Genomic DNA, 16,651 nt, shown 5'->3' on the forward strand with positions numbered 1-16,651 from the left:
GCACAAGGGCGGGAGCTATTGCTTCTTACAGAACTTGTTGTATGGTTTGTCGCATGAACACCCCAAACCTGACCTCCGCACAACTCGCGCACGTGGCCAAAATCTTTCCTGAGTGCCGTACTGATATGGCTCGCTACCTTTCCGAAGCTGCAGCCGTCGATGTCTGCCTTCAGAAAGCGGTCGGAGATGCGCCTCCATTTGCAATCTATGTGTGTTCGGACCCTGACTTCTGGATCGATTGCTGCGAGAGCGAGAAGGATGCTTGGGCGCACGCAAAGTCGCTCGGCCTGACCCTTTCCCCACACTAGTTCAAGCCGGGCTGCCAACGATGCGGCAGCAAGTCGCCGACCTGGCTGGCCGGGTGCGTCGGCAACCGCTCCAGAACGTCCTTGAGATAGGCGAATGGGTCGTGGCCATTGAGCTTGGCTGACTGGATCAGGGTCATGATCGCAGCTGCGCGCTGACCGGCGCGCAAGCTTCCCGCAAACAGCCAGTTGTTACGGCCGATGGCGACGGGGCGGATCTGGTTCTCGATGTGGTTGTTGTCGATCGGCAATCGCCCATCGAATGCGAACCGGGTCAGCGCCTCCCAGCGCTTCAAGCTGTAGTCGATGGCACGTGAGATGGCGGATCCGTCCAGAACCTTCTGTCGCGTCTGGACCATCCAACAATGGAGCGCGTCGAGGATGGGTCTGGAACGAGTCTGGCGCTGAGTCAGTCGCTCCTCGGCACTTGATCCCTGCAGGTCTCTCTCGACTTCGTAGATCTTGCCAAACTGCAGCAAGGCACTCTCGGCAACGACACTCTTGCTCGTAGCATGCAGGTCGAAGAACTTGCGCCGGGCGTGGGCCAAGCAACCGACCTCGGTGATGCCCTGGGCCATCAGGGCCTTGTAGCCGGAAAAGTCATCGCAGACCAGGCTACCCTGCCAGCCTTCCAGGAACGCGCGTGCATGCGCTCCAGCACGGCTCTCGCAGAAGTCGTAGATCACCGCTCGGATGTCTTCGAACGCACCTGGTGCATAGGCCCAGAGGTAGGCACGGTGTGTCTTGCCTGTACCGGGCTTGAGCATCGCCACAGGTGTCTCGTCGGCGTGGAGGACAGGATGACTCAGGACCTCGGCACGCAGTGCATCTACGAGAGGCTGCAGCTGAACTCCGCAAGCACCAACCCACTGTGCGAGCGTGGAGCGTGGCACCGCATAGCCTGCGCGGGTGAAGATAGCTTCCTGGCGGTACAGCGGCAGGTGGTCGGCGAACTTGGCCACCAGGACGTGTGCTAGCAGGCCCGCAGTCGGGATGCCTTTGTCGATGACGTGCGCGGCTACCGGCGCTTGCACCAGCCTCTCGCACGTCCTGCACGCCCACTTGCCGCGGATGTGGCGCTCCACTGTGAATACGCCTGGGACATAGTCCAGCTCCTCCGCGATGTCTTCGCCGATGCGCTTCATCTGGCAACCGCACTGACATACGGTCGATTCGGGCTCACGCAATACCTCGCGGCGTGGCAACTGGGGCGGGAGCAATTGCCGCTTGGGCTGCGCTCGGAGGCTATGGCCAATGGCCTGCGCCACCGTGGTGTCTGCATCGCTCTGCACATCCTCAGCAACAGTTGGCGGTGCATGGGCTTGGAAGGTTCGACGCAGATGTTGGTTGCGGGACCAACTACGCCCCGGCTTGCTCCATCGACCAAGCCAGACGCGGATGCGCGTCATAATCGCGCAGGTCTTGAGATACCTTCGCTCTTGTGATTAAAGGCAGCTTTGGACAAGGAGCGAACGGCTGCTTTGGGCCCAAAGCGGACATTCTTAGTCTATGCCGAAGGTCGCAGCTTTCGTGGCCACATCATCCGCAGAGAAGTTGAGCCAGCATTTTTTTAAGCCGGGAAATCTGACAGTCATCAGAGAGGCGTTCTCGGTAGCAATCGAAGTATCGGGATGGCCAGAAACAAGCGCTTTGACTGCATTTCTGTTTTGCCCGAGAGCACCCCTACAAAAAGCGTCAGCCCGCCTGAATTGCACATAGTCGGCGATGGCGTAGCCAAGAAATGCGACCGCAACAACTCCAAGGAGGGTCGCTAGTGCACGTATTGCCGACGCCAAACTCTTTTGCATGTTGGATGTCCGCTTCTGGCCGTTAGGCGATGCTCACGCTACCAATCCGTGAGCCGGGAGGAGCGTCCTTGAGTCGCTGCTGAAGCTGGCCGCAGATCGAGAGGTGAACTTCGATATCCGTGGGCTCGAAGTTGGACAGTTCATACTCGCCACCCAATGTGGGGAGCTTCTTGAATCCATACAAAGATCCCGCAGGCAGAGTGAAGGCGTTCCGTAGCTCGGTGACGAGAGACGTATCGAAGAACTGCATCACAAAGTCGCGTTGTTGCAAGCGGAGGTTGAACTCCGCTGTCGATGCGGCAACGGGAATCAGGTCAGCGGATCCGACATCCAGCATGTGAATCTCATCCGTAGACACATCCTGAACGAAAACATTGCCTAGCGCCGTGATGAGAATGGGCTGAAGTGACGATGGTAGAAGCCATCTCCACTCTGCAAGCAATTGCTCCCTGTCGACGTTCTGGAAGCTAACCATGAAGTCATCTAGCGTCATGCCCAATTTCCCACAAATGACCGCTTTTGGCCGGTTGCAGTCATCGTAGCAGTGGCAAGGACGTGCTCACAGAGGACTCAAATCTACGTCAGTCCAGTCCGCTCGCCGCAGATTGGGCAAATGACCAGCTTGGCATATCCGGTCAACGTGTGTCCGCAGTGTCCGCCTTCTTGAGAAGGCTCAGGCGTGTCTTCCACCCGCGCCTTGGGATCGACGGATGGTGCGATCAGCAGGACTTCCCACTTGCTGGGCGCAGGAAGGTTTGCGCCTTCATGAAGGCGATGAAGTCGAGCCAGGCAATATCGAGCTTCCTCCCACTCAGGCCGGCTGACACTTGCTGTCCGCATTTCCAGCGCACGTGCGAGGATCTGCACGAACTCATACTCCGGAACCTGGGCAAGGGCGTCAACGAGTGAATTGGTTGGCATTGAATGTCCGCTTCTGGCCGGTTGCTGTCGTTGAAACTACGCGATGACGCGGTCTCGATACGATAGTGGCGCGCCGAGGCCGCTCCAATGTCATGTCTCCGGGCAGTCCTCATAAAAGCCGCTCGAAATCTTTGCATCGTGCCGCGCTTGAAGTTCAAGATTGAACTGCATAACCTTGGCCTTGGGGGTCGAACGGCACATGGAGATGTGGACATGTTTGGGCTTGAGCCGAACGACCTCGTCCACGACGGATGTTGCCAGAGGCGATTTCACTGCGCCAGCGATGTATTCGGACGGGAGGATCTGAACTTGAAGAATATCGGAAGTACCTCCGCAGCCAGCAAGCAGCAGAGCAGATACGAGGAAGGTTAGTTGAAACATGGCAGATTCCTGAAGGACTGGTTCTGGCCGATAGCGGAAGTCTAGCAGGTCGCGCCAGCGCCCTCTATCACCCAAGATGGCGACTCGCCACAGCTGAACAGATGCTGACGTCAGAGGTTTGAAATGACCATAAGGGCCGAACTGTGTGTCCAGCTCCGGCCGTTCCAGCTGTCCAGCTCAGTTCGTCCCCACTGTCCAGCAGCGACCGAAATACGCACGGAAGCAAGCCGCGAAGCCCCAATCAGGTTTTAGAGGAAGACTTTCGCACCGAGCATTTGAGCACTTGCGACATTTGCCGCAGCGCGGCCTCTTTAAACTCCTCGCTCTCCGCGGCCGTGCAGTCGCGCGGCACCCATACCTTGTAACCACGCATATAAGCATCCATCGCCGTGAGGTGAACGCACATATCGGCAGCCAAGCCGGCAACGATCAAGTCGCGCGCCTTGAGCTGCTTGAGCAGGTGCTCTAGCGGTGTGCTATGGAACGCAGAATGCAAAGGTTTGAGGATGGTGAGGTCATTGTCCCCAGGCTCCAGCAGCGTGGCCATTTCCCCGCGCGCACCGGGCAGAGCCTTGCAGGCGGTAAGAAGGTCCTTGAATTCCGAGCGCCAGATCCCGTAATTGTCGTTGGCGTAGATGGCCGTCACGCCGCTGGCGGCCAGGCGCTTCTTGAGCTGGGCAGTGGCTTGCGCGGCCTTCAGTGCGGCCGGCACCAGCCTTTCAGCCCCAGGAAACTGCATGGGGTTGATGAAGTCCACCAGCAGCAGCACCCTCGGGCTGGGCCGAAGGTGCGGCTTTTCGGCCTGTTGAAAGAAGTTTCGCTGCATTGCCATGACTGCATCGTCCTCAACTAACTTCGCTCTCGCTATCGGTCTTTGCCAGGCCGCGGATGTTCATGACGCCCAGGCAGATCTGCAATGCAATCAACGCAATGGCCTGAGAGTGCAGGCCCCACGCAACCCACAGCGCATTGCTGGCCAAGAACACCCAGAACCCCGCATTACGGCGACGGGCCGACTTGGAGCCCACGAGCCAGGCCGCCAGAACTGATGCAGCAAATGCGGGCCACTGAACCCAACCAAGCCATTCAGTCATGGAAATTTTCTTTCAGATGTAGGGCTATGCCGAGTTGTCCGGTGTGAAGCCGACGCCACCAGATTGCGGTAACCATTCGCCACGGAACAGTGTGCGGGCGAAGGAATCACGCGAAGTGCAGTGGTCCAAAATATGCCCAGTGGGTTTGGCTGCGACCATGGGTCAAAGGTAAATGGGCACCCCTCTCTGGACTGTCAGACAGAGTGCACACATGCAATATCCGTTGGATCGGACCATCCTTCAGCGCCCGCCGCACGAAGCAGCACTGCCGTCGATTGCGAGTGGCGGCGAGGTGCGGAGCTAAAGAGTCCGCCCGGCTCCTACACCTTCCTGAACGACTTGGTTCTCGGGGGTGGCGGGCACGCCTAGGTGACCGATTCGTCTAGCCGCTCATGTTCCGTGCCCTCTGCCCGGTGGTGTGGGCACACCCAAACGTTCCCCAGCCAATGAACCGAAACCTAGCAGCATCGTGGCCTTGCCCGGCGACCGGTGGCTGTTGGCTGTTGGCGCTCCAGTTGGTGGCACGACAGCTGTGGCGCATCGACACCAACGCCAAGCTGCGAGCGAGGCCCGCGTGGAAGGCGGGGAACTGCAGGATGGCGACGGCAGGGTGTTTCAGAGCAGCGACATGTATGTGCTACACAACGACGACAACGAAATCGTGATACTGGCGCTCGCCAGAGATTGAGGCCGTGCTTCGGTCGCACAGCGCATTGGGCGTTGTAGTTCCTGCCGATGAGCAGCGTGCGCACCGCCAACTTTCTGGCAATGAAAAGAAGTTGCTGGGACTGCTATTGACGTCACGGCATCCAGCAGTGCGCGTAGCAAATTAACCTGAATGCGGACTGTGCACGCGGCCGACTCCTTCCCCCGGCGAAGTAACTCAGCCCCCTTTGGCTTTCAACGTGGCGCGGCCAAAGCCTGTAACTTCCTGCACCGTCCCCACGCCCTCCTTCCCTACCTCGGGTAGTTTGGCGATGATCATTCCAGCGGCTACAAGTACACGCAGCTTGTCTATGTCATCTTGTTTGCTGACTTCCAACGGCAGTTGACTGTTTGCGATCTCGCGCAGATATTCCAAAGGCATCCACCACCTCACTAGATTTTATTTGAATGGTATCAAACGCCGCTGACTGCGGCCGGCCAGCGGTGACGCCCGATGCTCATTTATCAGTCAATCAGGTGATGCTTGATGGCGTAGTAGGTCATCTCGCTGTTGCTGGCCAGATTCAGTTTTTTTAAGGCGCGTGTTCTATAGGTACTGACAGTTTTTTGGCTCAAGCTCAGAGAGTGGGCAATGGACGACACGCCCTCGCCTCTGGCCAGCTTGACGAAGATTTGGAACTCCCTACCGCCAAGACGTTCGTGCGGCATGCCGCGACTGGGCTTCACCACCTCTTGCGCCAGCAGCTCCGCCACCACTGGCGTCAGATATTTTCGTCCCCCCGCAATGGCGCGAACGGCTTTCACGATTTCCTCAGGATCACATTCTTTATTCAGGTAGGCGTGAACCCCCTTTTGTAAGAGAGCGATAGCGTAGTGAGCCTCTGGAAGGCCGGACAGAATGAGAATGCCCGTTTGAGGTGCCCGCGCCCTCAGCCTAGGCACAGCGTCAAATCCACTAAAACCTGGCATCTGTAAGTCGAGTATGAGTACGTCTATGGCGAAGTCACGTACCAGCTCAAGGGCATCGGGGCCGTTGTCTGCCTCCGCCGTGACGGTGATATCTGCATGTTCTTCGAGATACTCACGAAGGCCCATGCGCACCACCTCGTGGTCGTCAACAATGCCAACCCGAATCTGTTTCCCTTTTTTTAAAGGCACGTTGTTCACGCTAGGCTGGTACATCGCAATCCCCGGGAGGTAGTCCATTTCTTGCCTAGAAGCGTAGCGTCCAAGGCCATGATCAGGACTCCCTCAGGATCGGCAAGTGAGGTAGGACTCGTACCATAGAGGTATGGCACGCCAAGCCCATGGGGCAGCCTCTGCTGAAAACCCCACTGCAGGCGGTGATAGTGGAGGCCGTGGCGAGCTACGCCGTAGGGCGCAGGTCGCGCAACTCGCCATGGCGCGGGGCGCCCTGGGAGTGTTGTTGCATCCACTGCAGCAGGGGTTCCTGGGCCAGTGGCCGACTGATGAGATAGCCCTGCATCACGTCGCAGCGGAGGATTTTGAGCAGGGCGGCCTGCTCTTCAGTTTCTACGCCTTCGGCGATGACCTTCATGCGCAGGGCGTGCGCGAGCGAGATCATGGTGTCCACCAGGGTCTGCGCGTCGGGGTCGCTGGCCATCGCGGAGACGAAAGACTGGTCGATTTTGAGCACCTGCACCGGCAGACGTGCAAGGTAGGACAGGCTGGAATAGCCAGTGCCGAAGTCGTCGATGGCAATGTCCAAGCCCAAGTCGCGCAGAGCGTGCAGGGTCTGCACAGTCTTGTCCACCTGCTGCAGAACAGCGCTTTCTGTGATCTCCAGGTCGATGCCTGGATCGCCCGGCTCCTGCGCCAGCAGGGCACGCACCATGTCCAGAAAGTCCGCGCGCTGCAGCTGGATGGCTGAAACATTCACTGCTACGCGCGGCGGGTGCAGACCCCGCGCCTGCCACTTGCGCCGGTCGGCCAAGGCTTGGCGCAGTGCCCATGCGCCGACCTCGACGATCAGCCCAGTCTCTTCCATAAGCGGGATGAATTCGCCCGGAGACACCAGGCCGCGTTCGGGGTCTTGCCAGCGGATCAGCGCCTCCAGCCCGACGGTGCGGCGGGACACACATTCCACCTTGGGCTGGTAATGCAGCGTGAACTCGCCAGCCTGCAGCGCCCGGCGCAGCCGGTTCTCCAGGGCCAGCTTGGCGGCAATCACCTCGGTCATGCGGGCGTCGTAGAAGAGCACCTGGTCCAGGGAGCTTTTGGAGCGCTTCATCGCCGCCTCAGCTTTGTGGTACAGGGCCTCTGCGCTGACCGCGTCCGCCGGAAAGCGGGCTACGCCGATGCGCGCGCTCACCCGCAGCTCTGTGCCGCTGGCCACCACGGGGTCGGTAAAGCACTGCTGGTAGAAGTCTTGCAGCCTGCGGGCCACTTCGATCTCGGCTCCCTCCTCGTCGAACAGCACGGCGAACTGGTCCGCTCCCACGCGCGCCATGTGGCTTGCGCCGTGGAGCAGCGACACCATGCGTTGACCGATCTGGCGCAGCACCTCGTCGCCCACGTGGCGCCCCAGCGAGTCGTTGATGGCCTTGAAGCGCTCGATATCCACCATGGCCAGCACCAGGGTATGGCGTTCCGTGGCCGCCTGCAGATGCTGCGCCAGCCGTTCGCGGAACAGCATGCCGTTGGCGTGACCGGTCAGCGCGTCATAGTAGGCCAGGCGGTTGATCTGTTCGGCACGCAGCAGGTGCTCCATCGCAAAGGCCAGGTTGCCCGCCAGCTCCAGCAGCAGCTTGCATTCCTCGTCGTCGAAGAAGCCAACGTCCTGCGAATGCAACACCAGCAGGCCTTCGGTCTGGCGGTCCACCACCAGCGGCAGGATGGCCATGGAGCGCGAGCCTGCGGACAGCGCGCGCTCGCGCATATGCACCCAGTCACTGGCGGCGATGTCGTTCTCGAAAAGTGGTTGCCCCTGGTTCACTACGTGCTCGAACTGGACGCCCCCACCCTGCAGTTGGGGCTGCAGGGCCTCGTGGATGGACAGCAAGGCGCTGGCGTCCAGTGGTTCGTCGCTCACCGCCGCCACGATCCTCAGGCGCCAGGGTGTGCGCGAGAGCATGCCAATCCAGGCCTTCTTGAAGTGGCCGGTCTCCACCGCGATTTGGCAGGCCTCGGCAAACAGCTCGTCGCGATCGGTGGCGCGCACGATAAGCGAGTTGATATCGCTGAGTACGCTGGACACGCGGTGCAGGCGGCGCACACGGCGCTCGCCGAGCCGAGCGCGCACGAACTGGCCCAACTGGTGGCAGATGGCCTGCACGGAGGCCTGCTGGCGCCCGTCAGGCGTGCGCGAGCCGCGTGCCAGCAACGCCAGTACCCCGAACACCTCTCCGCCGGAAACCACGGGCTGAAGGCTGGCGCTGGCCACCATCCCATTGGGCACCAGCCCTTTCTGCACGACATACGGGTTGGCGCGCAGGTCCTGCACCCACATCGGCTGCCCTGACTCCCATACCCGGCCTGCCAGACCCTCGCCCTTGCGCAGAACCAGCCGGCTCAGCCCTTCGGGCGGCTCGGGCGGCTCCATGCCAGGTTGGCTCCAGTGGCTGGCCACACGCAGCACGCCGCGGGCGTCGTCGGCGATCCAGAAGCGGGCAAATGCCCAGTCTTGCGACTCGCACAGGATGCGCAGCACGGCCAGGACACCTGGATCCAATTCGTTCGCGCCGGCGAGCGCTGCCGCGGCGGCATGCTCAAGGCGCAGCAGGCCTTCGGTGCGAGCGCGTTCTGCTTCCTGCAAGCGCAGCCGGTCCAGCTGGTCCTGCACCTGCGCGTACAGGCGGATGCTCTCGAACACCCGACCGAAGTGCGCGGCCTGCGCCTCCAGGGCCTGCTCGTCGGCAGCGCCATCACCACTCTGCAACGGTTCGTCGAGCCCGTCGAGCAGGATTACGGCGCCATCGCAGGCTGGTTGCGCGGCAATGGGCACCAGCAGGGCACTGCGCGCGTGCGGCATGTAGCCCAGCAGCGCCTGTGCCAGCGGCGCGCACCCGTGCCAGTCCTCGGGCCGGGCCAAGTCGATCCGAAGGGTGGCCGGCGCATGGTGCCCACCGTCGCTGGACCAGAGGCCAGAGACCAGAGCGTCGGCCACCGCCTGCCGCAGTCCCGGGGGTTGCGCCTGCGGGCCCGAGGCGCACCAGTGCAGTTCCCCGCCCCCGCGCACCACGGCGGTGATGGCGGCCTGGGCTGAAAACAGGCGATGCAGGCCACTGCAAAAGGTGTCCAGCAGTTGCTGCGGGTCGCGCGCGAAGGACAGGCCAAGACTCAGCTCCGAGAGCCCCTGCAGCCGCGCGTTGGCCCGCTCCAGCTGGGCCAGCTTCTCGATGAGCTTGTCAGTGATGAGTTGCACATGTTCGCTGTCGAAGGATGCGTCGCCGCGCTCCTGAACTCGCGGCTGCTGCGCCCGGGCCAGCCCGCCCCCGGGCGACAGCGCGCGGTCTATCGCCTGCAGAATGACTTCGGGCTCGCAGGGCTTGGCCAGTACCGTGTGAACGCCGCAGGACGCCGCCAGCACGCGGGCCTCGTGCTCCAGGAAGGTGGCGGTATAGAAAATCACCTCAGTGGCCTGCACGCGTGCGTCCTCGCGAACGCGGCGGGCAAACTCGTACCCATCCATCTTGGGCATGAGGATGTCGCAGATCACCAAGTCGGGCCGATGCTGGAGAACGCAAGCCAGCGCCTGCGCTCCGTCTGCAGCCTCCAGCGCCGTGTGGCCAGCATACTGGAGCAGGGTGACCACGAGTTCGCGGTTGGTGGGGTCATCATCTGCAACAAGCACCGTTGACACTCAGGCCTCCCTGGAAAAAGCGAGCCAATGGGCAGATGCACGGGCACGCAACGCACTGCGCCCGCTCCCCTCGAAACCATTGGATGCGAGAACGTGTGTTCGGTCAATGTAAACAGTGCCACCGGGAGCGTTGTGGCTGGGGGTCAGACGCAGCGCCTGGGTGAGACTTGGAGGCGGTGCGTGCGAACACGCTCCGCTCCTCGGTGCGCAGAATGTCGAAGGCGGCGACATGGGGCGCAAATGGTTTTCTGCGCCGTCGCAATTTAGCTTCTGCAGAGCCAGCGCCAGCCAGCTACGTCGCGGGACTCGCACCAACAGCAGTAGTGCACGGCCGATGGCTGTCATGCGAGATGGTTCCCAGGTGACTACAAAGGAGGGCTTTCAATGTATGGCCTGCTGCATACCTTGCAGCAGGCGTTCGTGGAGCATGACGCCTTCCAATGTGGTTAACGCACCCCGGGACAGTTGGGTCCGCCGTGCTTCGAAAACTGTGAGATGTTCAGGGCGAATCATGCTCGCTCGCAATGTGAGTCTTAACCCATCGGTATTGCAGCTCGGAAAGCTGAGCTCCCCTAACTAGCGCGAAGCCGTTGGGGCAGCTGGGGTAGTGGAAGCCGGTGAAATGGCTGCAGGAGGAACAGATCCAGACGTCCCACCGGCGCCTATCCGTTCCTGTGGAGCTGGACTTGCCTGAGATCCAACCTGTGCACCGACACCCTCTCTGCCTGGTGGCGTCGCACTATCGGGAGCTTGTGGGGCGGCACTGGTTCGAGAGTTTGGCGAGTCAGGGGCGCTCGAAGTCGTACGAGCTTGCGGCGCACGCTGCATCCCGGCGGGGTCAGTGCTAGGTCCACCGGTAGTTTGACCACTCGAAGTGGCTGCAGGGCCGTCGGCGACTCCCGTACGTGTTGCGCCTTCCGGGCCCAAATAATTGAAACCAAGCACTAAAGAAAGTACTACCAGCACAACGCCAATAAACCAGTAGGTAACGCGATTGTTCTCTCGACCGCTAGTTGGCTTGGGCGTCTCAACTTGAGGTGAATGCAACGGGCGATAAGACGGATTGCTCTCGTTCTGCAACGAAGACTGAGCTTGGTCTTGAGACATGGCAATTCCTCGTAAGGCGCTGACCACGGTGGTCAGCGGACACATTCATGGTGCGCAACAGTCGAGTGCATTGGTGTCGGCATCGTGCGAACTGCCGCGTAGGAAAGGACGCAGCGGCCGAACCAACACTGTAGGAGATCCCTGAAGGTAAGTTGGCATGCCCGCCTAGGTCCGTTCGCCGTTGCAAGCCGTACTTTGAGGGTTTTCCAACCCAGCTGCGGCAGGCGTCAATCGAGCAGCCTGCGGGCGACTCCAAGGAGACCATCATGAGCGAGCTTCGTACCAGTCCACTTGATCCCGAGAACAAACCTGGCGCTGGTGCCGTCGTCGGGGGCGCGGCAGGAGGGATTGCCGGTGGAGCCGCTGCCGGAGCCCTGGCAGGGGGTTTGACTGGGCCAGCAGGCGCTGCCGTGGGGGCAGTCGTGGGCGCTGTGGCGGGCGCCGTCATGGGTAGCAAGGCAGCGGATCCCGCTGTTGAAGATACCTATTGGCGCGAGAACTTTTCTTCGCGGCCCTATGCCGGCGGATCGACCTACGACGAGTATCAACCTGCCTATCGCTATGGCGTGGATTCCTATTCCAAGTACCCCAATCGCACGTACGAAGACATCGAACCCGAGCTCGGCAGAGACTGGGGCGGAGTCAGGGGACGGTCCTCACTCGAATGGGAGAAGGCAAAGCACGCAACCCGAGATGCATGGCACCGGGTGAGCAATGCTGTGGAACGGGCAGTTCCCGGTGACTCCGACAAGGATGGTCGCTAACAACTGCATGCGGGGCATCTTCAATGCCTTTTTACTTACTTCAACTCTTGGAAAAACCATGCAAGAAAAACCCAATGATCCACATCCTCTCAGCGACCTTGCCTACGACTGGATCACCTTGATTCAGAACAAGGCCCAGGCATTGATGGCCTACGACCAGTACATCAAGGACGCTGAAGCTGCAGGCTCGCCAGAGTGCGCCGCATTCTTCAAGAAGGTCCACGACACCGACAAAGCACAGCTCGCCGAAGCAAAACAGCATCTGCTGGGGGTGCTTCAAGGCAATATGGGTGCTACCAAGTAGGTTCCAAGCACCGGTGCACCCTGTCCCGGCTGCATAGAACCAGTCCGGCAGTTTGAGCAGGTGAAGAAGTAGGCCATCAGCGCAGGCAGTCACAGATCGATGAGCCCGCGTAAGTCCGCTGCTGCGGCTTTGCCTCAACGCTGCCAGCCTATCCCGTGTACTCCGTTCGCGATCGCCGATCTGCTCGAGCATCTGGCATTCGCTGAGCGTGAAGTGCTTCTTCATGAGTGCAACGTGCGCCAGCGTCGAATGGCCTCCTAAAGGCCCCATGTCGCCATCGTGAATCGCCCCGGGGCGATTCAGCGAGCCCAGGCTTGCTTCGACGAGAAATCTCTTTGTCCACGGCTGGCCTAGCGATTCGAGCCTTGCGAGTGCGTGATGTCGTTGATCGCGCTCGGTGAGGCGTTGGTAAAGAAGCTTCAACCACTCGGCGTTGGATCTCGTGCAGCAGCCCAAATACGCAGCCGAGTGACGGGATGGCTTGTTGTCCGACAGGGTTCGATTAGCGCCGCTCATAAGAATCGATTTCCCAGAGTCGACAAAAGAGCCGCTCCATGCCGCATTCCATTTCCCTGACAGTCAACGGCCGAACCCGCAGGTTCGATATCGAGCCATCGGTCACGTTGCTGGACCTCCTTCACGACAAGCTCGGCCTCACGGGCGTCAAGAAAGGCTGCGACCACGGTCAGTGCGGTGCGTGCACCGTGCTGGTCAATGGCGAGCGCATCAACTCCTGCCTGACCCTCGCGGTCATGCGGGATGGCTGTCAGGTGACCACCGTGGAGGGTCTTGCCAAGGACGGCCAGTTGCACCCCTTGCAGCAGGCCTTCGTTGAGCATGACGCCTTCCAGTGCGGGTATTGCACCCCTGGCCAGCTGTGTTCCGCAGTGGGCCTGATGAAGGAGGGCCATGCCAGGACGCGCGACGAGGTGCGCGAGCTCATGAGCGGCAACCTGTGCCGTTGCGGTGCGTATGTGCAGATTCTCAACGCGGTGACAGAAGTCGCATTGGGCGCCCGGGGAACGCCATGAAAGGCTTCACCTATTTGGCGGCCACAGACACGGCGCAAGCGCTGGCTTCGGGGAACGAGGGCGCCTTTATTGCCGGAGGCACCAACCTGCTCGATCTGATGAAGGAGGGCGTGGCGCGCCCGCGGACGCTCGTTGACATCAACCCGCTGCCGCTGAGCGCCATCGAGCAAACCCAAAGTGGCGGGGTGTTGCTGGGCGCGTTGGCCCGCAATGCGGCCACGGCATACCATCCGCTGGTGCGCGACAGGTATCCCCTGCTCTCGGCTGCCATCCTCTCGGGCGCGTCCCCGCAGATCCGCAACATGGCCACCGATGGGGGCAACCTGCTTCAACGCACCCGGTGCCATTACTTCTACGACACCGGCACGCCCTGCAACAAGCGCCTGCCCGGCAGCGGGTGCTCGGCCATAGGCAACCTGGCACGCCAGCACGCCATCCTGGGCGCCAGCCCGCAGTGCATAGCCACCCACCCTTCAGACATGTGCGTGGCACTGGCTGCGCTGGATGCAGTGGTGCACCTCGAATCCCCCGCGGGGCGCAGAAGCGTTCCATTCGCCGAGTTCCACCGGCTGCCCGGGGACCACCCCGACATCGACAACACTATGCACCCGGGCGAGTTGATCACGCACATCGAGTTGCCCCCGTCTTCCCAGTTTGCTCAGCACAGCGCCTACCTCAAGATCAGGGAAAGAGCGTCGTACGCCTTCGCGCTCGTGTCGGTGGCTGCGGCACTTCACCTGGATGAGAGTGGTCGGATCGTCGAAGCACGAATCGCCGTCGGCGGCGTTGCGCACAAGCCTTGGCGCCAAACGCAGGCGGAGGCCCTGCTGCAGGGGAAAAGGCCCGAGCGTACGGTGTTTGCCGAAGCGGGTGCAGCCCTGCTGGCTGGCGCAGTCCCGCAGGGCAGCGGGCCCGGGAGCAACGCGTTCAAGATCCCAATGGCCCAGCGCGCAGTGGTGCGCGCCCTGGAAATGGCCCTGGCCGGGCAAACCAGCCTGTTGCCAGGCAGCACCGCGACAGGAGAAGCCGCATGACATTTACGATCAATCAGAGTCCCCAGCAGCCGATGGCGGAACCCGGCACGGGCTTTGTTCAGCTTGGAGACTCCATCTCGCGCACGGACGGGCGTGCCAAGGTCACCGGCCAGGCGCTGTACGCGGCAGACCACTTCGTGCAGGGGATGCTTTTTGGCGTGGTGGTGAACAGCACGATCACCCGGGGACGCATTGCCCGCTTCGCGCTAGAGCGCGCCATGGCGGTGGCGGGCGTGCGCGATATCTTGACGCACGAGAACAGGCCCAAGACCCGGTCCATGGACATCTTCTACAAGGACATGACGGCACCGGGTGGCTCGCCCTTCAAGCCCCTGCACAGCGATGCGATCCTATACAGCGGACAACCCATCGCGCTGGTGCTGGCAGAAACCTTCGAGGCGGCCCGCGAAGCTTCCCAGCTGGTGGAGGTCGAGTACGAAGTCGAGAAGCATGAAACCGACCTGATGGCCGCGCTTCACCGGGCCCACGAGCCCAAGGGGTTCAAGGCCGGGTATGTGCCGCCACCCAAGCCCAAGGGGGATGCGGACGCCGCCTTTGCGGCGGCGCCGGTGAAGATCGATGCGCAGTACTACAGCGGGGCCGAGTACCACAACCCTCTGGAGATGCACGCCACCACCGTAGTACGCGACGAGGAAGGGCACCTCACCATCTACGACAAGACGCAGGGATCGCAGAACAGCCGCTGGGTGGTGTCCCGTGTCTTTGGCTTGGGCAAGGACAAGGTCACGGTCAAGAATCCGTTTGTCGGGGGTGCTTTCGGATCGGGGCTGCGGCCGCAGTACAACCTCATCCTAGCGGTGATGGCTTCGCTGCATGCGCAATGCTCCGTACGGCTCGTGCTGACCCGCCAGCAGATGTTCACCTTCGGGCACCGGCCGGAAACCGTGCAGCGCGTGCGGCTTGCCGCCGACCGCGATGGCACCCTCCAGTCCGTCATCCATGAGGCGGTCGCAGAGACATCGCGCCTGGAAGACTATGTCGAGGTGGTGGTGAATTGGTCGGGCCAGCTGTACACGAGCGACAACGTACGCCTGGAGTACAAGCTCGTCGACCTGGACCGCTACAGCCCCATCGACATGCGCGCACCCGGCGCTGCCCATGGAGTGCACTCGCTCGAAATCGCCATGGATGAACTCTCGTACGCGCTCGGGATGGATCCCTTGGCTCTGCGGTTGAAGAACTACGCCGAGCGCGACCCGTCCAGAGACCTACCCCATTCCACCAAGGAGTTGAAGGCCTGCTATGCACAGGGCGCCGAGCGCTTTGGCTGGGCAAAACGCCCGCTGGAGCCACGGTCCATGCGGGAGGGCAACGAACTGGTCGGCTGGGGCATGGCGACAGGCGTCTGGGATGCAATGCAGATGTTCGCCCGTGCGCGGGCAGTGCTCCATGCTGACGGCCGGCTGGAAGTAAGCAGCGCTGCGAGCGACATTGGCACGGGCACCTATACCGTCATGGCGCAGATTGCCGCCGCGGCCCTGGGCCTGCCACTGGAGAACGTGACCTTCAAGCTCGGGGATTCGACCTTGCCGGTCGCGCCCATCGAAGGCGGCTCATCGCACGTGGCCACGGTGGGATCGGCCGTGGAAGGCGTTTGCGAGAAGCTGCGAAAGAGGCTGTTCAAGGTGGCCCGTGGACTGGACGATTCACCGTTTGCCAAGGCGCGCTTCGCAGACGTGGAATTCGTTCGCGGCACCCTGCGCCTGAAGGGGGTGTCAGGAGCGCAGTTGCCGCTCGCGCAGATTCTTGCCGCTGCTGGCGGCGAGCCTCTTGAGGAGAAGTACTTGATGCTCCCGCACATGCTCAAGCAGCGCAAGTATTCGCGGGCGACCCATTCTGCGGTGTTCTGCGAGGTGCGGGTGGACGAAGAGCTGGGCACAGTCCGTGTGACACGCGTGGTGAGCGCCATCGCAGCTGGCCGCATCATCAGCGCGAAGACGGCCCGCAGCCAGATCCACGGTGGCGTGGTGTGGGGTATCAGCCAGGCTCTTCATGAGGAAGCCCATTCCGACAATTCACTGGGTCGCTTCATGAACCACAGCTTTGCCGAGTACCACATCCCGGTGCAGGCGGACATCCACGACATTGACGTGATCTTCGTCGATGAGGATGACCGGATCGTGAGCCGGCTTGGCGCCAAAGGCGTGGGTGAAATCGGCCAGGTGGGCGTTGCGGCTGCCATCTCCAATGCCATCTTCCATGCCACCGGCAAGCGTGTGCGAAGTACGCCCATGACGCCGGACAAGGTGATGCAACTAGAGAACGAGGGTAAGCGTCCAGGCAGCTATATGGATAGCGTCGTTCTCGCCGCTGACTAGCTAAGCCACGGTGCCGTCGTGGTACTAGCAGCCGGGCACCGGGGCCAGCCGCTTGAACAAGGCGTTCCGCCGGCG

The 16,651-nt window shown here is 61.6% G+C and carries 14 protein-coding genes and 1 pseudogene; 5 read left to right on the forward strand and 10 right to left on the reverse strand.

Annotation, left to right across the window (positions count from 1 at the left end; translation table 11 throughout):
* Positions 1–304 precede the first annotated feature (304 nt).
* The 10 genes and pseudogenes from tnpC to AC07PF_RS01675 form a co-directional block, all read right to left on the reverse strand.
* Positions 305–1,546, reverse strand: a pseudogene (gene tnpC, locus AC07PF_RS01630) (IS66 family transposase); the annotation flags it as partial.
* 261 nt (positions 1,547–1,807) lie between these two features.
* Positions 1,808–2,113 carry a hypothetical protein gene (locus tag AC07PF_RS01635; RefSeq protein WP_494610645.1) on the reverse strand — a complete coding sequence of 102 codons (306 nt, stop codon included), beginning with the start codon at positions 2,111–2,113 and terminating at the stop codon, positions 1,808–1,810.
* Positions 2,114–2,135: 22 nt separating this feature from the next.
* Positions 2,136–2,606: a T6SS immunity protein Tdi1 domain-containing protein gene (locus AC07PF_RS01640; RefSeq protein ID WP_494610646.1), complete on the reverse strand. Its 471-nt coding sequence runs from the start codon at positions 2,604–2,606 to the stop codon at positions 2,136–2,138.
* Positions 2,607–2,689: 83 nt separating this feature from the next.
* Positions 2,690–3,034 (reverse strand): hypothetical protein, encoded by a 345-nt coding sequence (locus AC07PF_RS01645; RefSeq protein ID WP_494610647.1) that lies wholly within the window; start codon positions 3,032–3,034, stop codon positions 2,690–2,692.
* Positions 3,035–3,124: 90 nt separating this feature from the next.
* A complete protein-coding gene (locus AC07PF_RS01650; protein ID WP_494610648.1) occupies positions 3,125–3,415 on the reverse strand; it encodes a hypothetical protein in 291 nt (96 codons plus the stop codon).
* A 241-nt stretch (positions 3,416–3,656) separates the two neighbouring features.
* Positions 3,657–4,247, reverse strand: a complete 591-nt coding sequence (locus tag AC07PF_RS01655) for a cysteine hydrolase family protein (RefSeq protein ID WP_494610649.1) — start codon at positions 4,245–4,247, stop codon at positions 3,657–3,659.
* Between the two features lie 13 nt (positions 4,248–4,260).
* Entirely contained in the window at positions 4,261–4,509 is a 249-nt protein-coding gene (locus AC07PF_RS01660) for a hypothetical protein (protein WP_494610650.1), read from the reverse strand.
* 883 nt (positions 4,510–5,392) lie between these two features.
* Complete coding sequence (locus AC07PF_RS01665; RefSeq protein ID WP_494610651.1) at positions 5,393–5,596, reverse strand: hypothetical protein; 204 nt, start codon at positions 5,594–5,596, stop codon at positions 5,393–5,395.
* Positions 5,597–5,679: 83 nt separating this feature from the next.
* Complete coding sequence (locus AC07PF_RS01670) at positions 5,680–6,342, reverse strand: response regulator (protein WP_494610652.1); 663 nt, start codon at positions 6,340–6,342, stop codon at positions 5,680–5,682.
* A 199-nt stretch (positions 6,343–6,541) separates the two neighbouring features.
* On the reverse strand, positions 6,542–9,988 hold the full coding sequence (locus AC07PF_RS01675; RefSeq protein WP_494610653.1) for an EAL domain-containing protein: 3,447 nt from the start codon (positions 9,986–9,988) through the stop codon (positions 6,542–6,544).
* Between the two features lie 1,382 nt (positions 9,989–11,370).
* Between AC07PF_RS01675 and AC07PF_RS01680 the strand changes: the two genes are divergently transcribed.
* The 5 genes from AC07PF_RS01680 (at position 11,371) to AC07PF_RS01700 (ending at position 16,576) form a co-directional block, all read left to right on the forward strand.
* Positions 11,371–11,868, forward strand: a complete 498-nt coding sequence (locus AC07PF_RS01680; RefSeq protein ID WP_081497371.1) for a hypothetical protein — start codon at positions 11,371–11,373, stop codon at positions 11,866–11,868.
* Between the two features lie 58 nt (positions 11,869–11,926).
* The gene (locus AC07PF_RS01685; RefSeq protein WP_494610654.1) at positions 11,927–12,172 is read left to right on the forward strand and encodes a hypothetical protein; all 246 of its coding nucleotides are present in this window, start codon (positions 11,927–11,929) and stop codon (positions 12,170–12,172) included.
* A 554-nt stretch (positions 12,173–12,726) separates the two neighbouring features.
* A complete protein-coding gene (locus AC07PF_RS01690; RefSeq protein WP_007857704.1) occupies positions 12,727–13,203 on the forward strand; it encodes a (2Fe-2S)-binding protein in 477 nt (158 codons plus the stop codon).
* Positions 13,200–14,237, forward strand: a complete 1,038-nt coding sequence (locus tag AC07PF_RS01695) for an FAD binding domain-containing protein (protein ID WP_494610655.1) — start codon at positions 13,200–13,202, stop codon at positions 14,235–14,237. The genes AC07PF_RS01690 and AC07PF_RS01695 overlap by 4 nt, the downstream gene beginning before the upstream one ends.
* On the forward strand, positions 14,234–16,576 hold the full coding sequence (locus tag AC07PF_RS01700) for a xanthine dehydrogenase family protein molybdopterin-binding subunit (RefSeq protein ID WP_494610656.1): 2,343 nt from the start codon (positions 14,234–14,236) through the stop codon (positions 16,574–16,576). Before AC07PF_RS01695 ends, AC07PF_RS01700 begins: the two co-directional genes overlap by 4 nt.
* Positions 16,577–16,651: the final 75 nt, after the last annotated feature.

Source organism: Acidovorax sp. GW821-FHT10A04, from assembly GCF_059415825.1.

Coding starts and splice junctions, on each gene's coding strand:
- AC07PF_RS01680 (WP_081497371.1), top strand. CDS start 11,371: ATGAGCGAGCTTCGTACCAGTCCACTTGATCCCGAGAACAAACCTGGC.
- AC07PF_RS01685 (WP_494610654.1), top strand. CDS start 11,927: ATGCAAGAAAAACCCAATGATCCACATCCTCTCAGCGACCTTGCCTAC.
- AC07PF_RS01655 (WP_494610649.1), bottom strand. CDS start 4,247: ATGGCAATGCAGCGAAACTTCTTTCAACAGGCCGAAAAGCCGCACCTT.
- AC07PF_RS01635 (WP_494610645.1), bottom strand. CDS start 2,113: ATGCAAAAGAGTTTGGCGTCGGCAATACGTGCACTAGCGACCCTCCTT.
- AC07PF_RS01650 (WP_494610648.1), bottom strand. CDS start 3,415: ATGTTTCAACTAACCTTCCTCGTATCTGCTCTGCTGCTTGCTGGCTGC.
- AC07PF_RS01660 (WP_494610650.1), bottom strand. CDS start 4,509: ATGACTGAATGGCTTGGTTGGGTTCAGTGGCCCGCATTTGCTGCATCA.
- AC07PF_RS01695 (WP_494610655.1), top strand. CDS start 13,200: ATGAAAGGCTTCACCTATTTGGCGGCCACAGACACGGCGCAAGCGCTG.
- AC07PF_RS01640 (WP_494610646.1), bottom strand. CDS start 2,606: ATGACGCTAGATGACTTCATGGTTAGCTTCCAGAACGTCGACAGGGAG.
- AC07PF_RS01665 (WP_494610651.1), bottom strand. CDS start 5,596: ATGCCTTTGGAATATCTGCGCGAGATCGCAAACAGTCAACTGCCGTTG.
- AC07PF_RS01700 (WP_494610656.1), top strand. CDS start 14,234: ATGACATTTACGATCAATCAGAGTCCCCAGCAGCCGATGGCGGAACCC.
- AC07PF_RS01690 (WP_007857704.1), top strand. CDS start 12,727: ATGCCGCATTCCATTTCCCTGACAGTCAACGGCCGAACCCGCAGGTTC.
- AC07PF_RS01645 (WP_494610647.1), bottom strand. CDS start 3,034: ATGCCAACCAATTCACTCGTTGACGCCCTTGCCCAGGTTCCGGAGTAT.